Source organism: Streptomyces sp. NBC_01478, assembly GCF_036227225.1.
In the GTDB taxonomy this organism is placed as follows: domain Bacteria; phylum Actinomycetota; class Actinomycetes; order Streptomycetales; family Streptomycetaceae; genus Streptomyces.
Genome location: NZ_CP109444.1, coordinates 718,034 through 737,600, shown reverse-complemented (window position 1 = coordinate 737,600; position 19,567 = coordinate 718,034). Strand labels below are relative to the sequence as shown.

At 70.9% G+C, this 19,567-nt stretch carries 16 protein-coding genes; 4 read left to right on the top strand and 12 right to left on the bottom strand.

Annotation, left to right across the window (positions count from 1 at the left end):
- Positions 1-20: 20 nt before the first annotated feature.
- The 7 genes from OG223_RS03260 to OG223_RS03230 are packed head-to-tail and all read right to left on the bottom strand — an operon-like array spanning position 21 to position 5,904.
- Entirely contained in the window at positions 21-1,484 is a 1,464-nt protein-coding gene (locus tag OG223_RS03260) for an aldehyde dehydrogenase family protein (protein ID WP_329242006.1), read from the bottom strand.
- Between the two features lie 51 nt (positions 1,485-1,535).
- Complete coding sequence (locus tag OG223_RS03255) at positions 1,536-2,360, bottom strand: mycofactocin-coupled SDR family oxidoreductase (RefSeq protein WP_329242003.1); 825 nt, start codon at positions 2,358-2,360, stop codon at positions 1,536-1,538.
- Between the two features lie 8 nt (positions 2,361-2,368).
- Complete coding sequence (locus OG223_RS03250; RefSeq protein ID WP_329242000.1) at positions 2,369-2,905, bottom strand: histidine phosphatase family protein; 537 nt, start codon at positions 2,903-2,905, stop codon at positions 2,369-2,371.
- A complete protein-coding gene (locus OG223_RS03245; RefSeq protein WP_329241998.1) occupies positions 2,896-3,123 on the bottom strand; it encodes a hypothetical protein in 228 nt (75 codons plus the stop codon). The genes OG223_RS03250 and OG223_RS03245 overlap by 10 nt, the downstream gene beginning before the upstream one ends.
- 3 nt (positions 3,124-3,126) lie before the next feature.
- Entirely contained in the window at positions 3,127-3,567 is a 441-nt protein-coding gene (locus OG223_RS03240; RefSeq protein ID WP_329241995.1) for a Zn-ribbon domain-containing OB-fold protein, read from the bottom strand.
- Complete coding sequence (locus OG223_RS03235) at positions 3,564-4,775, bottom strand: thiolase C-terminal domain-containing protein (RefSeq protein ID WP_329241992.1); 1,212 nt, start codon at positions 4,773-4,775, stop codon at positions 3,564-3,566. The genes OG223_RS03240 and OG223_RS03235 overlap by 4 nt, the downstream gene beginning before the upstream one ends.
- Positions 4,776-4,779: 4 nt before the next feature.
- Complete coding sequence (locus tag OG223_RS03230; protein ID WP_329241989.1) at positions 4,780-5,904, bottom strand: amidohydrolase family protein; 1,125 nt, start codon at positions 5,902-5,904, stop codon at positions 4,780-4,782.
- A gap of 158 nt (positions 5,905-6,062) precedes the next feature.
- Between OG223_RS03230 and OG223_RS03225 the strand changes: the two genes are divergently transcribed.
- The 4 genes from OG223_RS03225 to OG223_RS03210 all read left to right on the top strand — a co-directional run bounded on the left by OG223_RS03225 (position 6,063) and on the right by OG223_RS03210 (position 14,509).
- Positions 6,063-6,749 (top strand): TetR/AcrR family transcriptional regulator, encoded by a 687-nt coding sequence (locus tag OG223_RS03225; RefSeq protein WP_329241987.1) that lies wholly within the window; start codon positions 6,063-6,065, stop codon positions 6,747-6,749.
- Between the two features lie 228 nt (positions 6,750-6,977).
- Positions 6,978-9,974, top strand: a complete 2,997-nt coding sequence (locus OG223_RS03220) for a helix-turn-helix transcriptional regulator (RefSeq protein ID WP_329241984.1) — start codon at positions 6,978-6,980, stop codon at positions 9,972-9,974.
- 109 nt (positions 9,975-10,083) lie between these two features.
- Positions 10,084-10,212 carry a hypothetical protein gene (locus OG223_RS03215; RefSeq protein ID WP_329241981.1) on the top strand — a complete coding sequence of 43 codons (129 nt, stop codon included), beginning with the start codon at positions 10,084-10,086 and terminating at the stop codon, positions 10,210-10,212.
- Positions 10,213-10,255: 43 nt separating this feature from the next.
- The gene (locus OG223_RS03210; RefSeq protein WP_329241979.1) at positions 10,256-14,509 is read left to right on the top strand and encodes a carboxypeptidase regulatory-like domain-containing protein; all 4,254 of its coding nucleotides are present in this window, start codon (positions 10,256-10,258) and stop codon (positions 14,507-14,509) included.
- Positions 14,510-14,603: 94 nt separating this feature from the next.
- Here the strand turns inward: OG223_RS03210 and OG223_RS03205 are convergent, their stop codons facing one another.
- From OG223_RS03205 to OG223_RS03185, 5 genes are read right to left on the bottom strand one after another with little or no spacing between them, the layout of a single operon-like run.
- A complete protein-coding gene (locus OG223_RS03205; protein ID WP_329241976.1) occupies positions 14,604-17,066 on the bottom strand; it encodes a CaiB/BaiF CoA transferase family protein in 2,463 nt (820 codons plus the stop codon).
- A 37-nt stretch (positions 17,067-17,103) separates the two neighbouring features.
- Positions 17,104-17,958 carry an SDR family oxidoreductase gene (locus OG223_RS03200; RefSeq protein WP_329241973.1) on the bottom strand — a complete coding sequence of 285 codons (855 nt, stop codon included), beginning with the start codon at positions 17,956-17,958 and terminating at the stop codon, positions 17,104-17,106.
- 30 nt (positions 17,959-17,988) lie between these two features.
- Positions 17,989-18,393, bottom strand: coding sequence for a MaoC/PaaZ C-terminal domain-containing protein (locus OG223_RS03195; RefSeq protein WP_329241971.1), 405 nt, complete (start codon positions 18,391-18,393; stop codon positions 17,989-17,991).
- Positions 18,390-18,821 (bottom strand): FAS1-like dehydratase domain-containing protein, encoded by a 432-nt coding sequence (locus OG223_RS03190; protein WP_329241968.1) that lies wholly within the window; start codon positions 18,819-18,821, stop codon positions 18,390-18,392. Before OG223_RS03190 ends, OG223_RS03195 begins: the two co-directional genes overlap by 4 nt.
- Positions 18,822-18,869: 48 nt before the next feature.
- Positions 18,870-19,553 (bottom strand): PaaI family thioesterase, encoded by a 684-nt coding sequence (locus OG223_RS03185; RefSeq protein ID WP_329241965.1) that lies wholly within the window; start codon positions 19,551-19,553, stop codon positions 18,870-18,872.
- Positions 19,554-19,567 lie beyond the last annotated feature (14 nt).

Below are 19,567 nucleotides of genomic sequence, written 5' to 3'. Positions count from 1 at the left end.
GCACCGTGAGGTGCACGCCCTCACTCCGGCGGGACGATCGACACGGTCTTGTAGCGCAGGAACTCGTCGATGCCCGCCCGGCCGCCTTCCTTGCCGTAGCCGCTGAGGCCGAGGCCGCCGAAGGGGGTGTGCGGGAGGTTCTGCCGGGCTCCGTTGACGTAGACGCCGCCGGCCCTCAGGCGCTCGGCGACACGGTGGACGCGGGCGAGGTCCGTGGACTGGATGTTGGCGCCGAGGCCGTACGGCGTGCTGTTGGCCAGGGCGACCGCCTCGTCCTCGGTCGCGAACCTGAACACCAGCAGCACGGGGCCGAAGACCTCCGTCTGGGCGATCTCGTGGTCCGGGTCCACGTCGACGATGATCGTGGGCTCGACGAAGTTCTTGCCGGCGAGGTCACCACCGGCCCGGTTGCCGCCGAGGGTGATCCGCCCGGCCTTGTCCCGCCTGGCACGGTCGAGCATCCCGCAGACCCGCTCGACCGCGGCGGCGTTGATGAGCGGACCCACCTTGACCCCGGGATCGAACGGATCCCCCATCCGGTAGGTCGCGGCCACCTCGGTGACCCGCTCCACCACCTCGTCGTAGATGTCCTCATGCACGATCAGCCGGGTCGGCACCACGCAGCCCTGCCCGGCCAGCACCCCGATGCTGTCCCGTACGGCGCGGTTCGCCACCGCGTCGAGGCCACCGGCGTCCGGGAAGACGATGCTGCCCGTCTTGCCGCCCAACTCCAGTACGGCGGGCTTGAGTTGCTCCGCACAGGCGTGCATGATCCGGCGGGCCGCGACGGGGCCGCCGGTGAAGCTCACCTTCTCCACCTTCGGGTGGCGCACCAGGGCCTCCCCGGCCTCCGCGCCACCGCTGAGGATGCTGCACACGCCGTCCGGTACGCCCGCCTCGCGCAGGAGCCGGGCGTACAGATCCGGTGCGAAGGGCGTGAACTCCGAGGGCTTGACCACCACGCAGTTCCCGGCCGCCAGCGCCGGGATCACCTTCATGCCCAGCGACACCACGGGGCCGTTCCAGGTGACGATGATGCCCACGACGCCGTACGGCTCGGGTGCCGTGTAGGAGAAGTAGCCGCGCGTGTCGAGGGTCGAGATCAGCTCGCCGGAGAGTTTGTCGCACCAGCCGGCGTAGTAGCGGGTCCAGTTGATCGAGTTGTCGACGATCCGTTCGCCGAAGTGGGTCGGGGTGCCGCCGTCGAGCGCCTGGAGGTCGACGAACTCCTGACGGTGTTCGCCCAGCAGCCCGGCGAACCGCGTCAGGACGTCGCGCCGCGCCTCCGGCGTCCAGCGGCGCCATGACTCGGCCTGCGCGGCGGCCAGTTCGACGGCCTCGTCGATCTCGGCGGCGCCGGCCAACGGGATCGCCGCCTGGATCTCGCCCGTGTAGGGGTTGCGATGCTCGAAGACACCGCCGGACCCGGAGTCGAGAACCTTGTCGCCGTAGCGGAGTCGGACGTGCGGTGCGGTCACGGGCATGGGTGGTGTCTCCTGGGGAGTTCTTGGTCTGCGGGTGCGGCAGCGCGTGGCTCAGCGGACGGCGAAGCCCGCGTCGAGGGGCAGTTGGACGCCGGTGATGTAGGCGGCTTCGTCGGACACCAGCCATGCGACGGCGTTGGCGATGTCCTCGGCCCGGAGGATGTCGATCGGGAGGGCGTTCCGCATCTGGCTGATCGGGTTCTTCTCGCCCCTGGCGGCCTGCGCGTGGAGTTCCTCCATGACCGGGTTCTGCGTCATGCCCGACAACACCCCTGTGGGATGGATGGTGTTGACCCGGATGCGCTCGCCCGCGTACTCGTTGGCGAGCACCTGCATCAGGCCGACCAGGCCCCGTTTCGCCGCCGTGTAGGCCTGGCCGCCCGCCTTGTCGTTCGCGCCGCCCTTGAGCCCGGCCACCGAACTCGTGATGACGATCGACCCGCCGCGCTCACCGGCGCGGATCGCCGGCAGCACCACCTCGATCGTGCGCCACACGCCCGTCAGGTTCACGTCGATGATGTCGGTCCAGGTGCGGTCGCGGTCGCCGCCGGGGGAGAGCCGGATGATGCCCGCGTTCGCGAGCAGCACGTCGACCCGGCCGAAGCGTTCGACGCCGTGGTCCAGGACCCGGCGCAGATCGTCGTAGCTGCGCACGTCGCCCTTCTCGGCGACGATCGACCCGCCCGCCTCCTCGACGGCCTTGACCGTCGCCCGGAGGTCGTCCTCGGTGGCGTTCGGGTAGTCCATCGACCCGATGTCCTCGCATATGTCCAGACCGATGATGTCCATGCCCCGGGAGGCGAGTCGCACCGCGTGCGCGCGGCCCTGACCGCGGGCGACACCGGTGATGAAGGCGACCTTCCTGCCTGACTCCATGTCAGCCCCTATCGGTAGGTGACGAGTTGAGGGGGCAGGTGGGAGTGCTCGTTGAAGGTGACGAGCGTGCTGCCCCGGCTGCCCACGACGACTTTCGTGACCCCGCTGTTGACCGCCACGCGGTGCAGCGCGGACCATTGCGGCTCGCCGCCGCCCAGCAGCGACGCGGCGACCCACCCGATCACCCCCGCGCTGGTGAAGACGACAACGGTCTCCCCCGAGCCCACCTCGGCGGCCAGCGTGCGCGATGCGTCGTCGACCCGTTTCGTGAACGCGGGGAACGGCTCCGTGAACTCGTGGTCGAACTCGTTCCACGCCTCGTCGACTTCCACCGACGTCGACCACTTCGACGCGAGACGTGTGCAACGGGCCGTCTGTTGCTGGCGGTTGAGACGGCCGGTCAGGATCCGGGTCGCGGTGACATCGCGTCGGGAGAGCTCCGTCCCGAGCAGCTCGGACTGGAGCCGGCCGGTGTCGGAGAGCACGTCGTAGTCGGCCGCGCCCAGCGATGCCTTGCCGTGCCGGACGAAGAGGATCACGCCCATGGCCGCGCCCCCGCCGTGGATGTGTGGAGGCGGGCAAGTCGCAGCCCCTCGGCCTGAGTTGGTGCCTCGACGTTCCAGGCGCCGCACGAACACCAGCACCGATAGCGATCGCCGTCGGGGACGACGGCCTGGCCGTCGCAGGAACCGCCGCTGTTCGCCACGCTCGCCAGGAATTCGAGCGGCTTCTCCTCCAGCGCGCTCTCGTGGTCGTCGCCCATGCCTCACACCTCCTCGGCGGCCACGCGGAACACGGGCAGCAGCCACCCGTCGGTGATGGGATGGAAGTCGACGGTCAGCGCCAACCCGATCCGTACGTCGGCCGGTTCGACCCCGACCACGTTGGTGACCAGCCTCGCGCCGGGCGCGTCCGGCAGTTCCACGACCGCGGGGACCAGGGTCAGATCCGGCAGCCCGGGGTAGCCGTGCACCACGGCGAAGCTGTAGACCGTTGCCCGGCCGGACAGTTGGGGCCAGTCGACGGCGGTGGACCGGCACTCGGGGCAGAACGGGGTGGGCGGCAGCCGGAAGGTTCCGCAGTCGCCGCACCGCGGTGCCACCAGCCGCCGTTCCTTCGCGGCCTGCCAGAACGGCTCGGTGACGTGGTCCGTCGCGATCCGTACGACGTCCGACGGCAACGCCGTCGCGATACGCGCCCCGGTCACCGGTCGCGTCCCAGGATCAGGCCGCTGACCGGCAGGCTCGCCGGACCGCCCGTGCACAGGGCGAATTCGGCGTCGTCGACCTGGTTGATCGCGGTGCCGCGCATCTGCTCGACGCCCTCGACGATCTGGGTCATCCCGATGACGTACGCCTCCGAGAGCTGCCCGCCGTGCGGGTTCACCGCGACGGTCCCCGGTTTCCTGCGGCGGGAGTAGCGGATCGCGCCGCTCTCGACGAAGGGGCCGCCGTCGCCCTTGGCGCAGAAGCCGTAGTCCTCCAGTTGCATGAGCACCATCGGGGTGAAGTGGTCGTAGATCAGGGCCACATCGATGTCCTGCGGTGTGATGCCGGCCTGCTTGAAGAGGTGTCCGGCGATCGGTCTGTGTCCCGACGAGGTGAAGGTCTCGTCCGGCATGCCGTACCAGGAGAAGGCGCGGCCCCAGTCCCGGGTGCCGCCGTGGGCGACGGCCACCACGGGGACCGGCTTCTGGCGCAGGTCGCGGGCGCGTTCGGCCGAGGTGGTGATCACGGCGACCGCTCCCTCCGTCTCCAGGCAGAAGTCGTAGACGCAGAGCGGTTCGGCGATCATCCGTCCGGCGAAGTACTCCTCGCGGGTGAGGGGCGTCTTCTTGATCGCCTTGGGGCGGTTGAGGGCGTTCTGCCGGGTGGAGACGGCGATCTCGGCGAACGCGTTCCGGGTGGTGCCGAATCGGTGCATGTGACGGCGGGCCAGGACCGACATCAGATGGCCCGGGCCGGCCAGTCCGGACGGCTGGAGGAAGGAGCTGATCGGGGTCACCGGCTTGGCCGCGATCACCGTGCCGAGGCGTTGGCGCTGCTGTTGCAGGGCCATGACCGTGACGACGACCGAGGCGTCACCGGCGACGATCCCCGCGCGGGCGAGGCCGATCGCGCCCGCCGAGCCGCCGCCCCCGTTCGTGAGCGACGCGGAGAAACGGATCTCGGGGATGCCGAGGGTCTCCATGAAGTCGACGGACTCCATCTTGTCGCCGTAGCCGGCTCCGGCGCCCGAGTAGTAGGCGAAGCCGTCGATCTCCTCGACGGAGAGTCCGGCGTCGGCGCAGGCGGCGAGGATGGCCTCGCCGGCGAGGTGCGTGATGCTCTTGTGGGCGGACTCGCCCCGCCGGTAGTAGGGCGTGGCGCCGACGCCGACGATCGCCACGTCGCGCAGTCCCGAGTCCTGCGGCATCGGCTCAGACCCCGCTCGTGGGGACCGGCGGTACCTCGGGGAAGAGTTCGAAGAACGCGCCCTGGGTGATGCGCAGCCGGGTCGCGTCCGAGACGCCGTCGAACAGCGTCTTCAGGGTGTCCTGCGTGTGCCCGAAGGTGCCTTCCATGTGCGGGTAGTCGGAGCCGAACATGACGTTCCGGTAGCCCATCGCGTCGAACGCGGCGACCGCCGTCTCGTCGTGCTGGAAGGAGGCGTACACCTGGGTCATCAGGGTTTCCTTCGGGTCCCGTTCGAGTGTGGGGCGCACCGCCATGTGGTGCTGGCGGTAGCCCTCCCGCATGCGGTCGCCCAGGAACGGGATCCAGGTGGCGCCGCCTTCGGAGATCAGCACCTTCAACTCCGGGTGCCGGTCGAGGGCACCGGAGGCCACCAGCTTCATCGCGGCGCGCTGACCGGAGAACGTCGTCTCCGTGTAGTTCATGACCGCGCCGCCGGGGCCGCGGTGGACCAGGCCCGCGCCGCCGGTCGTCATGTCCACCGGGTCGGTGCCGATGTGGAAGGCGAGGACCATGCGGGCGCGTTCGGCGGCGGTCCAGAACGGCTCCCAGTCCGATCGGTGCCAGTCCGGTGCGCTGGGGTGCGGGGTGGTGGGCAGGAACACGGCCTTGAAGCCCTGTCCGGCGGCCCACTCCAGTTCCTCGATCGCGTCCTCGACCACCAGCGTGGACACCTGGGCGGTCACGACGTAACGGTCGGAGACCGCGGCGATCTCCTCCAGCGCCCACTCGTTGCTCGCCCGCATGCACGCCGTGAGCAGCTCGGGCGTCCGGAAGGTCGAGGACCACATGCCCAGCGACGGGAAGATCACCTCGCCCCAGACGCCCTCCTGGTCCAGATCACGCAGCCGCGCCCGTGCGTCGCGGATGCCTTGTGCCTTGCGGCTCTCCTCCAGGAACTCCCTGGCCACCGACGTCGGCAGTTTCCGACGGAACGACTGGCCGTCGACATGAACCGTCTCGTACTCCCCGTCCGGGTCCTTCTCCGACGTGGGGGTGAGGTCGGCCAGCCGCTTGGGCAATCGTGACTCCCAGAGATCGCCCGGTTCGAGGAAATGGGAGTCGCCGGAGTTGGTCCAGATCTTCGGCATCGTGTGAAGTCCTCCGGAAGTAGGGAGGGGTGAGGCCTGCGTCGGCAGGTCTTCGCATCGAACTGTTCCATCGACCGGGCCCCCTGTCCATACTTTCTAATGCATCTCCATTAGTTTTGACGTTGCGCGTGCCACACCACATCCATGAACATGAGGCCATGGCAGTGGACGAGAAGGCCGCGGGCCGCAGACGCCGGCACACCACGGGGGAGGCGACCCGTGACCTGCTGATGACGACCGCCGAGCGGCTCTTCGCCGCACGCGGGGTCGAGGGCGTGACGCTGCGGGAGATCCAGACGGAGGCGGGGCAGTCGAACTCGTCGGTCATCACGTACCACTTCGGCTCCAAGGCGGGCCTGGTCCGGGACCTGATCGCCTTCCGCTACCGCACCATCGACGCGCGCCGGGCCGTACTCCTGGAGGAAGCCCGCGCCGACGGTGTGGCCGAGGACCCCCTCGCGGCGGTGTGGCTGGTCGTGCGTCCGCTGATCGAGAGCATCGAGGCCGGCGAGATGTTCGTACCGTTCCTGGCCAGACTGGCGCCCGCGACCGCCGACGCGGAGTACTGGCCGCGGCAGATGGAGGACGCGACCGACGTACTCCAGGAGTTGGTGCCCGAACTGCTCGGCGCGCTGCCCGACCGGGTACGGCGTGGCCGCGAGGTGCAGCTCTACAACAGCGTGCTCAACCTCCTGGGCGACCACGCGCGCAACCGGCACCCGATCAGCGACGCGCAGCTCAACAACTACATCGACGGCTGGGTCGGCATGCTCACCGCGCCCGTCTCGGCGGTGACGTACGACCTCATGGAGGACGAGGCGCGGGCGAAGCGCCGACGCGGCTGACCCGGTCCCCGGCGGAGGACGCCGACCTGGTCGGGGTCGGCGGGGCGGGGGCGTCCCGGCCGGCACGGTCAATATTGACGCAGGGTCAGAAGTGCTTGGGGAGGCTGCAGTTGTGGCATACCCGGGCGCCGTTGGTTTGGGCATCGTGGCATGCTGCGGTGTCGAGACTCGCACACGTGGTCGGCGCCCGGGTCGCACACACTCGGGGCGGCGGGGGAAGGCGGTCGGATGGAGCGCTCTGCGGACGGCGGCATTCCACGTGTGCTGCCCGGCGTCAGTGTTCCGCGCTTCGTCGGCCGGGCGGTCGAACTGCACCGGCTGACGGACGCCTTGGCCCGGCCGCCGGCCACGGTTCTCGTCGAGGGCGAGGCCGGTATCGGCAAGAGCCGGCTCGTTCAGGAGGCGCTGGACGAGCCCGGTATCGCTGCCCGACGGCCGCTGGCCGCCGCATGCCCGCCGTTCCGGGAGGCACTCACCCTGGGCCCGGTCGTCGATGCCGCCCGCGAAGCCCGGCCCGATGTGGGCGAGTTGACCCTCACCTCCCTCGCCGGGGTGCTGCGGCCGCTGTTCCCCGAGTGGGGGCAGGATCTGCCGCCGGCCCCCGAGGCGCTGTCGGACGCGGGCGCCGCCCGGCACCGGCTCTTCCGCGCGCTGGCCGAGCTGCTGGACGCCATGGGAGTCGGCGTGCTGGTCCTGGAGGACGTCCACTGGGCCGACGAGGCCACTCTGGACTTCCTGCTGTTCCTCGCCTCCCGCCGTTCCCGCCGGATGAGCCTGGTGCTGACCTACCGTCCCGAGGACGTGGCGCCGGAGTCCGCGCTGATGAGGCTGACCTCCCGGCCTCAGTTCGGCGCCGGACACGTACGGATACACCTGGGCGCGCTGGACGTGCCGCAGACCGCCGAGTTGATGTCGTCGATGCTCGACGGGGAACATGTCTCCGAGGCTTTCGCGTCGTTCCTCCAGGAGCGGACCGACGGTGTGCCGCTGGCGATCGAGGAGTCCGTCCGGCTGCTGCGCGACCGGGCCGATCTGGTCCGGCGCGACGGCGAGTGGGTGCGCAGGACGCTGGCGGACATCGCTGTGCCGCCCACGATCCGGGACGCCGTCGCCGAGCGTGTCTCGCATCTCACCCCGATCGCCCAACGGGTGTTGCAGGCCGCCTCCGTGCTGGCCGAACCGGTCGGCCCGGCCGTCCTCGCTACGGTGAGCGGGCTCCTGGACAACGTTGCCGGAGGGGCCGTCGACGCCGCCGTACGCAGTGGACTGCTCGGCGAGGACCGGGCCGGCCGGGTCAGTTTCCGGCACGCGCTGGCGGCCCGCGCGGTCTACGACATGACGCCCGCGCCGGATCGCCGGGCCCTGCACCTTGGAGCGGGCCGCTCGCTGCGGGCCATGACGCCGCAGCCGGTGGCCCGGCTCGCCCACCACTACCGGGAGGCGGGGGACACCGGGCAGTGGCGCGAGTACGCGGAACGGACCGCCGACCTCGCGCTGGCCTCCGGGGACCATCGCACCGCCGTCGGACTGCTGCACGAGTTGCTCACCGGGAGCGATCCGCCCGCCGCCTCGATGGCCCGGTGGGCACAGAAGATGCCGGTCATGGCCTTCACCGGGCTTGTCAGCCGGGGCGACCTGACCCGCGCGCTGCGCAGGGTGCTGGAGGGGGAGGCACTCTCTCCGCACGACCGCGCGGCCGTCCGGACCCAACTGGGGAGGATGCTGCTGCACGCGGCCGAGTACGCCGCCGCAGCAGCGGAGTTGGAGAAGGCGCTGCCGGATCTGGCCGGCAATCCGTTCCAGGCCGCCTGGGCGATGAACACGCTCGGCAGCCCGCCGAGCACCCTGATGTCCGCCGGAGAGCACCGCCGTTGGCTGGACCGGGCGGCCGACGCGGCCCGGCTGCCGATGACGGCGGACCAGCGGCAGGCCCTGATGGTGGACCGGGCAACTTCCTTGCTGGACATGGGAGATGAGGCCGGCTGGGCCGTGGCCGCGGAACTGCCCGACACCTCGACGACCCCGGAAGGGATGATGCAGATGGCCCGCGGCGGACTCAACATCGGCAACTCGGCCATGCGTTGGGGCCGCTACGACGAGGCCAGAGCGCTGCTGACGACCGGGCTGGCCAGGGCCGAAGAACACCGGTACCAGCGGCTCCAGGACATGATCCGGGTGACGCTGGTGCACCTGGACTGGTTCACCGGCGCCTGGGACGGACTGGCCGAGCGAGCCGCCGCCCTGGCAGGGGTGGACGAGGAACCCGTGGTCCAGTTGGACGCCCTGCTGGTCACGGCCCTGCTGGACCGGGCGACCGGCGGCAGTGGAGCGGATCCCGGCCCGGCGGCGGTGGCCGAGGGTGGAACCGGGACCGTCGAGGAGCGGCTGCGCCAGGTGCTCGACGCGGGGCTGCGGCGGGGCATCGTGGATCTGCCGCTGGAGCCTTCGGCAGCCCTGGCGCGGATCCGGCTCGCCGAGGGCTCGGCCGCCGAGGCGCTGGAGCTGACGGAGGGACCGGCCGCCGTCGTGGCCCGCAAGAACATCTGGCTGTGGGCCACCGAGTTCGCACCGGTGCGGACCGGCGCTCTGCTCGCGGTCGGACGGCCGGACCAGGCACGGCAGTTCGTCGCGGACCTGGCCGAAGGGCTCGCTGGCAGGAACCTGCCGGCAGCGGACGCGGCCCTGGAGACATGCCGCGGAGTGCTGGCGGAAGGAGAGGGCCGCAACGCCGAGGCAGCCGCAGCGTTCGGCCGGGCCGTCACCGCCTGGCAGCGCCTGCCCCGACCGTACGAGGCACTGCTCGCGGCCGAACGCCGGGCCTGCTCCCTGCTGTTGGCGGGGGACAGGGATACCGGACTGGCCGAACTCGCCCGCGCGCAGGCCGGATTCACGGCTCTGGGCGCCCGGAAGGACGCCGACCGGGTGCACGTCGCGCGCCGTGCGGCCGGGGCGCCGGTACGAGAGGTGTGGCGCGGTGGGCGGCGCGGCTACGGCGACCAACTGTCCCCGCGCGAGCTGGAAGTGGTCCGGTTGATGCTCACCGGTCTGACCAACCCGGCCATCGCACGCGCACTTTCGCGTTCCCCGAAGACCATTGCCGCGCAACTGAACTCCGCGATGCGCAAATACGGAGTGACCTCGCGTACCGCACTCGCGGTCAGCCTGACACAGGCCGGAATCACCCCGACGGAAGGCGACACCACCGGCGCCGGCTCCGATCTTTAGGTCATCCGCCCCATCGCGAAGCGACCCGGCATCCGTCGATACTCAGTGCGCGCAGGGTCCGCAGGGCGGCCTGCACCTGGACATGACCGGAGAGGCGTCCATCCGTCGGATGAGCAGCACACCCCCCGAACCGACACCCCCTGAACCGACGCCCGCCGCACCGGGTGTACCCGCCGACGACACGACGGCGGACCCCGCCTGCGAGGACGACTCGTACAGCGGTTACGAACCCCTGTGATCCTGGCCCGACCGGGTCCTGAACGCGACGAAAAGGGTGCCCCTTGCTGTCCTCCAGACGTGCGCGCGTACGCGCGCCCCTCTCCCTCCTCATAGCCGGCTGTCTCGCCGCCGGAGCTCTCGCCGCGATACAGCCGGCCATCGCCTCCGCGGCCACCCCCACTTCCTCGGCCGACGCCGGCTCCTCCAAGGCCTCCGACCTGCTCAACGCCGTACCGCAGGACAACGTCCCGCAGAACTACGTCCCGGCCGGCTGCAACAACCCGAGCCTCGATGACGGCGTGGCCCAGTGCTTCGCCGACGTGCGCACCGGCTCCGACCACATCGTCAGGCCGCAGGCGACCGCGCCCCCGTCCACGGCGCTGGGCCCGGCCGACATCCAGGCGGCCTACAGCCTTCCCGCCGGAGGCGAGGGCCGGACGGTGGCGATCGTCGACGCGTACGGCAACTCCCACGCCGAGGCCGACCTGGCCGAGTACCGCAGGCACTACGGGCTGCCCGAGTGCACCACCGCCAACGGCTGCTTCCGCAAGGTCGATCAGAACGGCGGCACGGACTACCCCGCCGACGACGCGGGCTGGGCGCTGGAGACCGCGCTCGACCTCGACGCCGTCTCCGCCGCCTGTCCGGCGTGCAACATCCTTCTCGTGCAGGGTGATTCGGCGAGTCTGGACGACCTGGGCACCGCGGTCGACACCGCCGTGCGCCTGGGCGCCAAGTACGTCTCCAACTCCTACGGTCTGCCCAGCGAGGGCGCCTTCCAGACCGCGTACGACCACCACTACGACCATCCCGGTGTGGCCGTGGTCGCGTCCACCGGTGACACCGGCCATGTCCAGAACTGGCCCGCCACCAACCCCAACGTGGTGGCCGCCGGCGGCACCCGGCTGACCCGCACCGGGGACACCGGGCGCGGCTGGACGGAGTCCGCCTGGACCTCCGGCGGATCGGGCTGCTCGCTGTACGAGGCCCAGCCCGCCTATCAGCGGGGGCTCACCACCGGCTGCGACACCCGGGCGACGGCTGACATCTCCGCGGTCGCCGACCCCGCGACCGGCCTGGCCGTGTACGACACGGTGAGCAAGGACGGCTGGCTGCAGGTCGGCGGCACCAGCCTCTCCGCACCGCTGATCACCGCGATGTACGCGCTGGCGGGCACCCCCGTCGAGGGCACCTACCCGGTGACCTACCCGTACATCAACGGCTCCGGGCTGAGCGATGTCACGACAGGTTCCAACGACGACTGCGGCACGGTGGAGTGCACCGCCGGCACCGGCTGGGACGGCCCGACCGGTCTCGGCACCCCGGCCGGCGTGTCCGCGTTGGCCTTCGGCGTCCATGGAACGCTGTCCGGGCGAGTCACCGACAGCGCGTCCGGCGCCCCGCTCGCCGGTGCTGCGCTGGCCATCTCCGAGGAATCGGCGGACGGCCGGGAGTACCGCGTCACCACCGACGCCGATGGCGCGTACGACCTCCCCGTCGCGGTGGGCAACTACCGGATCACCGCCACCGACTTCGGCTACCAGGAGAAGACCAGCTCCGGAGTGGGCGTCGCCGAGAACCAGAGCACCACCGTCGACCTGACCCTGGTGAAACTCCCCACCCGCACGGTGTCGGGCACGGTGAAGGACGGAAGCGGGCACGGCTGGCCCCTGTACTCGAAGATCACCATCGACGGCTACCCGAACGGCGCCCTCTACAGCGACCCCTACACCGGCAAGTACAGCGTGGAGCTTCCGGAGAAGGCCACCTACGCCGTCCACGTGGCCCCGGTCTATCCCGGATACCGGAGCACGGACCTGAGTGTCCCGGTGGGCACGGCCGACGTACGTACCAACGTCGCGCCGGACGTGGACCTGACGGCCTGCGTCGCACCCGGCCATGCCTATCCGGCCGAGACCGGCTTCGAGGGCTGGACCGGCACCACGCCGGAGCACGGCTGGACCGTCGTCAATCACGGGACGGACGGCGCCGCCTGGGACTTCGCCGATAAAACGGTGTGGAACTTCACGGGCGGAACCGGGAACTGGGCCTCCGCGTCCCCCTACACCCGGGGCGGTGTCCCGGAGGACACCGAACTCGTCTCACCCACCTTCAGCCTGGCAGGCCAGACCTCACCCGTCCTCGGCTTCGACGCCGCCTACGCCCCCAGCAACGACTCGGTGGCCAACGTCGACCTCAGCCTCGATTCGGGCGCGACGTGGACCACGGTGTGGCACCAGGACACGGCCGAGTACCTGGGCCACGCCGAGGTTTCCCTGCCCCAGGCGGCAAACGCGAAGCACGTGAAGGTGCGCTTCCACTACTCCGGCAGCGGCCTGTCGCTCTGGCAGCTCGACACCGTCACCGTCGGCTCCTGCGCCGCCGTGAGCGGAGGCATCGTCGCCGGAAAGGTCATCGACGGCAACACCGGCGGCACCATCACGCCCGCCACCATCACCGACACCGCCGACAGCTACACGACGGCGACCACCGTGGCGACCCCCGACGACCTGGCGTTGGCCGACGGCTACTACTGGCTGTTCAGCGCCCCCGCCGGACGCCACACCTACACGACGGCCTCCGCCCGCTACACCACCTCGACCGGCACCCTCACCACACAGCCCGACAAGGTCAACCGGTTCGACCGCACGCTCAAGGCGGGCCGCCTGGCGGTGAGTTCGGGCAGCCTCTCCGTCAGCGAGACGCTGGGCGGATCAAGCAGCAAGAAGGTCACCTTCACCAACAGGGGGCAGGCGCCGCTGCACGTCAACCTCGGTGAGCAGAGCACCGGTTACACCTCACCGGCCGGTACCTCCACGACCACGTCGGACTCCTCGGCAGGCACACCGACGCTGCGCGTCAAGGGCAACTACTCACCCGGACCGATGAGTTCCACCTCCTCGGCCTCGAAGAGCCCGTCGACCGACCCGCCGGCCACGGCAGCGACCGGGCCCTGGACCGGCATCGCCGACTACCCCGAGCCCGCCATGGACAACGCGGTGGGCACCTACCAGGGCAAGGTCTACTCCGTCGCCGGAGTCTCCGGAATCTTCAACGGGCAGTACCTCGCCCACAGTTATGTGCACGACCCGTCCACCGACGCCTGGACACCCATCGCCGACCTCCCCGAGGCCCTGGAGTCACCCGGCGGGGCGTTCATCGACGGGACCATGTACGTCGCCGGCGGCTGGGCCAGGGACCATGCGGGCGCCTCGCTCTACGCGTACCACCCCACCACCGACACCTGGACCCGCCTCTCCGATCTGCCCCAGGCGATCGGCATGCCGAACGTGACCGTCCTCGACGGCAGCCTCTACGTCATCGGAGGCTGCACCGGATCCGACTGTGATGACAGTGTCAGCACGGTCTACCGCTACACCCCGGCCACCGACACCTGGACCCGCCGCGCCGACTACCCGTTCACCATGGAACGCGGGGCCTGCGCCGGCATCACCGGTGAAGTGGTCTGCGCCGGGGGCATCACGGTCGTCGGGGGAGGGGTCGCTCCCCGCACCGGACAGACCTACCGCTACAGCCCCGCCGCCGACACCTGGACCCGTGCGGCCGACATGCCCCAAGCCGGTTGGGGCGCCACCGCCAGTGGCAATGACGGCAAACTCCAGGTCGTCGGCGGCATTATCGGAGTGGACGCGGTCAACACCGCCGTCGAATACGACCCGGTGTCCAACACCTGGTCCGACCTTCCCAACGCCGGTTCCGCCATCTTCCGGGCCGGTGGCGGCTGCGGGATCTACCGCATCGGCGGCATGACCGCCGCCCACGACACCGCCACCTCGGCCGAGGTCCTGCCCGGGCACGACCAGTGCGACGGCGACGACGTCACCTGGCTGTCCGCGGACAGGACCTCCTTCGACCTCGCCCCCGGCCGCTCCACCACGGTCACCGTCCGCGCGGACGCCTCGGCCGTGGCCACGGCCGGTACCTACACCGCGCGGCTCACCTACAACACCGATGCCCCCTACGCCGGAGCATCGGTCGAGGTCAGCCTGAAGGTCACGATCCCGAAGACCTGGGGACACCTCTCCGGAACGATCACCGACCGGCGGACAGGAGCACCGCTCCCCGGAGCCACCGTCCTGATCTGCCCGCCGGCACACACCGGAACGACCGGCTGCGGCCACCTCGCGCACACCGTCCGCACCGACTCCGACGGACACTACGACCTCTGGCTGGACGCCCGCCCGAGCCCGCTGCGGATCACGGCCTCGGCGGTCGGCCACCGTCCGGTGTCCAAGGAGGTGACCCTGCTGCCGGGCCGCACCACGACGGCCGACCTGTCGCTGACCGCGACCTGACCCCGCCGCCGCTGCCGGAGTGGCCCAAGAGGCCCTCCGGCAGCGGTCGTTCGGGCACCCGTTCCGCCGGTACGTCGAGCCGCGTCATCTCGCATCACCGTACGACGTGTGCCTCGCGGAGACGGGCGATGCGGGCCTCGTCGTAGCCGATCGCGCGCAGCAGGGCATCGGTGTGCTGGCCCACGGTGCAGCCCGCCTCCGGCTTCGTCGTCGAGCGGGAGAAGCGGTTGAGCGGTGCGAGCCTGCGGTGGGCGTCGAAGACGGGGCTGACCGCGTCGACCGTGTAGCCCGCGGCGTGGAACTCGTCGCCCTGCATGTGCCGTTCGGCCGGCTCCTGGGTCACGGCGACGCAGCCGACGTCCCGCGCCGTCAGGTCGGCCTCCCACTCGGCTTTCGTCCGGGTGGCGAAGATCTTGGTGAGTACGTCCGCGAGCGCGTCGTCGGCGGCGGCACGCGCCCGGCTCGTGGCGAACCGGTCGTCCGCGAGGTCGCCGGGGTCGCCGAGCGCGGCGACGAGGGCGGCCCACTCCCGTTCCTTCGGCGCCGCGAGGAACAGCCAGCCGTCGGAAGCGGGATACATCCGGTAGAGGGCGCTGGTCCCTCGGAAGGCGGGGTCGACACCCGGGTGGGCGGGGCGCCCCTCGTAGCCGGTGTTGTGCGCGATCAGCGCCTGCGTGCTCGTGCCGAGCATGGTGGCGACGATGTCGGTCAGTTCGATCCCGCGACGCTTCGCGTAGATCCCGAGGAGCAGGGCCGAGGCGACGCCGAGGGCAGCCATCCCGTCCGACTGGACCGCCGGGACCGTCCCGCCGGCATACAACTTGCGTGCCTGGCCGAGCAGTTGGTCCCGCTCGTCCGCAGGGCGGCCCACCACCTGCGCGTCGGTCACGGAGACCCCCGATGCCGCCCCGATGGACGGCGCGTAGGCGGGCTTGGAACCGTACGGGCCGTCGATCCCGTAACCGGGAGCGTTGACGTAGACCAGATCCGGGTTGACCGACTTCAGCGAGGCCTCGTCCACACCCATCCGAGCCGCGACACCCGCCCGGTAGCACTGGAGCACCACATCCACCTGCCCGGCCAACTCCCGCAGGATCTCCAGGCCTTCGGGGGAGCGGAGGTCGACGGCGATGCTCTCCTTCCCTTGGAGCACCTTCGCGCCACCCGCCTCGGGGAACGCCATGATCGTGCGGATCAGGTCGCCGTCGAGCGGCTCGACCTTGATGACCCGCGCCCCGAGATCGGCGAGGAGCGTGGCGCCGTACGGCCCGGCGTACATGGCGCCCAGTTCGAGCACGGTCACGCCGGCGAGGGGAGGACCGCAACGGCCTTGCTGAGCAACGGAGTTGGAGGGTGCTGTGCTGCGGGCGAAGGTGCGCAGCTCCCGGGTGTGCTCGCCGAGGCGGGGTGCGCGGCGGATTCTCGTGAGGGGACGTCCGGCCGCGTGGACCAGGGTCGAGGGCTGGCGTACCGGGCCGAGGTCGGGATCGTCCACCACGACCCTGCGGCCCTCGTGGACGAGTTGGGGGTGGTCGAGCGCCTCGTCCGGCGTACGGAACTGCTCGCCGAAGACGTCCGGATTGCGGGTGAACGCCTCCTCCCACTCCTTCAGCGTCCGCTCCCCGACCTTCGAGATCATCTTGTTCCACCACTCGAAGCGCAGCCCGGGCGTCGGAAGCAGGGGAAAGCCGTCCCACCGGGGATCGGCCAACTCGGCGCTCAGGTCCAGTTCGTCCAGCCAGGCCCTCATGAGCCGTGGCGCCGTCTGCGCGAACTGCAGCCAAGTGCCGTCCGCCGTCGCGGCGATGAGCAGCGCGTACAGCAACTTGGTCTGCGGTCGGCCCTGTTGGTCGAAGGCGGCGCCCATCGGCTGGAACGCGTCCGGGAAGCGGTCCAGGACCAGCTCGTAGAACCAGTTGTACGGGTCGTACGCACCGACGGCGGTCACCAGATCGGATTCCACGAGCTGGCCCAGGCCGCTCTCCTCGCGTTCGAGCAGTGCCGCGAGGATGCCGTGGACGGCTGCCTGCGCGGCGGCGAACGACGCGTAGGGAGTGGTGACATGGGCCGGGTCCGGGCCGGTGGTGAGCTGGTGCTTCGAGTGCAGGACGCCGCTCTTGGCCAGGATCAGCGCCTCGTAGCCCTTGCGGTCGGCCCACGGTCCGTGGGTTCCCCAGCCGGTGATCAGTGCCGCGACCAGGCGCGGGTACCGGGCCGCCAACTCCTCGGCGGTGAAGCCGAGTCGAGCCGCGGCGGCCGGGCGCAGCGTGGTGACGGCGACGTCCGCCCTCGCGAGCAGGCCGTCCAGCGTCGCGCGATCGGTGTCGTCGTGGAGGTCGAGGGTGATGCTGCGCTTTCCGCGCAGCAGGCCGGGCCAGCCGGGGTTCGCGCGGAGCCGGTTTCCCTCGCGCGGCTCGACGAGAATGACGTCCGCTCCCGCGTCCGCGAGGAACTGCGTGGCCTGAGCGCCGGGCAGAGTCGTCGAGAGATCGACGACGACGAGGCCGTGGAGGGGGCCTTCGCCGAGGTCGTCGTCCTGGTCGATCCGGTCGGGCATGCTCGTCTCCCTTGGACGGTGCCGCTCCACGGCACGTTCAGTTGAACCGGGTCGTCGCGAGGATGCCGCCGTCGACCAGCAGGTCGGTTCCGGTGATGTACGAGGCCCGGTCGGACGCGAGGAACTCGATGGCGTCGGCGGTCTCGGTCATCGTGCCCTCGCGGCCGAGCGGCGACCGGCGCAGCATGGCCAACTTGACTTCACGGTGCGGGCCTTCGAACTCCAGCGCACCCATCGGGGTGGCGATCGGGCCCGGCGACATCGAGACGATGCGGGCCCCCTTCGTCCCCCACACCGCCGCACGCTTCCTGCACATGCGGAGCAGCGCGAACTTGGTGAGCCGGTAGGCCTGGAGCGAGGTCCGCTCCGGCACCAGTTGCTCCAGGCACTCGACGAAGTCCGGTACGAGCGGGTCGTCGAGTACGGCGGTGACCTCCGGAGTGGGCGGTTCGGCGAGGTGTCCGGCGGAGGAGGACACGAACACCGCGGCCGTGCCCGGCACGGCCTGTTCAAGACCCATCCGCTCGACGAGTGTCGCCCCGACGAGGTTCACCTTCAGCAGGGTGCGCCAGTCACCCATCGACGGGGACAGTGCCGCCACGTGTGCGACCGTGCGCAACCGGCCCCGTGACGCGACCAGTTGACCGAGTTCCGCGACCGAGTCGGGTTCCGTGATGTCGCACCGTGTCACCACCGCGTCGATCCCGTCCTCGCGCAAGGCGGCCTCGCGTGCCGGGTTCTTGCCGGCCGACAGGCTCGCCAGCACGAGCCGGTGGGACCGGCCCAGCCTGCGTGCCGCCGACATCCCGATACCGCCCCCGCCGATCACCAACGCGACGGGCAGGTCCGGGCGTTCGCTCGTCCCGGTCCGCAACTCACCGTCAGACTCCATACGTTGTCCCTTCTCGGCACCGAGGGCCCATCACGTCAGCGCGAACTCGGCGGAACCGTCGACCACGAGCGCGCCGTCGTCCTTGCGCAACCGGACCGCGAGCTCCACCCGCCGCTCCTCACCCTGCTCGAAGAGCCGTACGACCTCGGCCGACGCGATCAGCCGGTCGCCTCGGTACACCACCCGCGTGAAGCGGGTGCGGAAGCGCCGCACGCTCTCCTCGCCGAAGTGGTCGGTGCAGTACGCGGCGAGCCAGCCCGCGCCGAGCATCCCCACACTGAAGGCCGCGGGATACCCGGCCGTGCGCGCGAGTTCGTCGTCGTGGTGCATCGGGTTGAGATCGCCGCTCGCGCCCTGGTAGCGCACGATGTCGGTCATCGTGACGGGCCCGAACACGCGCTCCGGAAGCCGGGCACCCGGTACGAGGCCGCTCACGACGCCTCCTTGCGCACATAGGCGGACGTGTACCGGCACTCGGCGCGCAGGAGTCCCTCGGTGTCGTGGAAGGACACCAGGAAACGGACCATCACCATCGGTCCCCGCCGGCCCTGTTTGATCCGGACGTCCTGGAGGCGCTCGGAGTTGTGCAGCGTTTCCCCCGCCCGTGGCACCGGGCCGTGGAAGACGTACTCCTGCTCCAGTGAGAGCAGATTCCGTACGTCCGGTTCGATCCCGACCGTCGCGCACGCCTCGGCGACCTCGGGCGCGCGGACCGTCTCGCCGATGGTGCTCCAGTGGACCACCGTGGCCAGGAAGGTCGGCGGGATCGGGGCGTTCGGGTCGTCGAGGTAGGCGGCACGGGCCGCCGCCGTCGCGGTGGCGTACTCCCGCACCTTTCCCCACTCGATCGGCATGACCGCCATCCCCGCTCCTCACTTTCTAAGAAGTGTTCATTACCTTTTGGTTCCCGGTCAAGGCTGACCGGGCTTGAGGACGATGAACAGCCCCTCCGCCTCCGCGCAGAGCACCCCGTCGTGACGGATCTCGGCCCGGAGGACGCGCTTGCGGCCCTCCTCGCTCACGAACCAGCCGTGCACGTCGAGTTCCGCCCCGATCGGGGTGATCGACCGGTAGTCGGTGCGCAGATAGGCGGTACGGGCCCGGCTGCGGCCCGCCGAGCCCGACAGCCGGCCCAGGACCTCGTCGAAGAGCAGCGGGACGGCGCCGCCGTGGACCGCTCCGTTCCCGCCGAGGAAGTACCGGCCGAAGCGGACCGTGCCCCGGACGCTGAACCGGTCGGCCTCGTGGACCCGGAGGGCCGGTGCCATCGTCTGGCCTCGGCCCGGCATGTCGTCCCGGTGACCGAAGACCTGCTCGCGCTCGGGAACGGCCGAGTCGGCGAGCCGCTCGGTCCAGGCGCCGAGGTCGTCCGACAGCGCGGCCACCGTGCCGGGGTCCAGCTTTGCCGCCGCGACATGGTCGAGGAAGCCGCGCAGGCGCGCGATCATCTCGCTGTATCCGTCTCCGTCCGAGCCGTCGGCTCCTGTCGCCCGGGGCCATGACCCGCCCCGCGGTGTCGGCTCCGGCTCGGGGATGCCCAGCCCGAGCGCCGGGTCGTCGTACGGGCTGCTGCCGGGAAGCCGGGGCGTCCTCACACCGACCCGCTCCG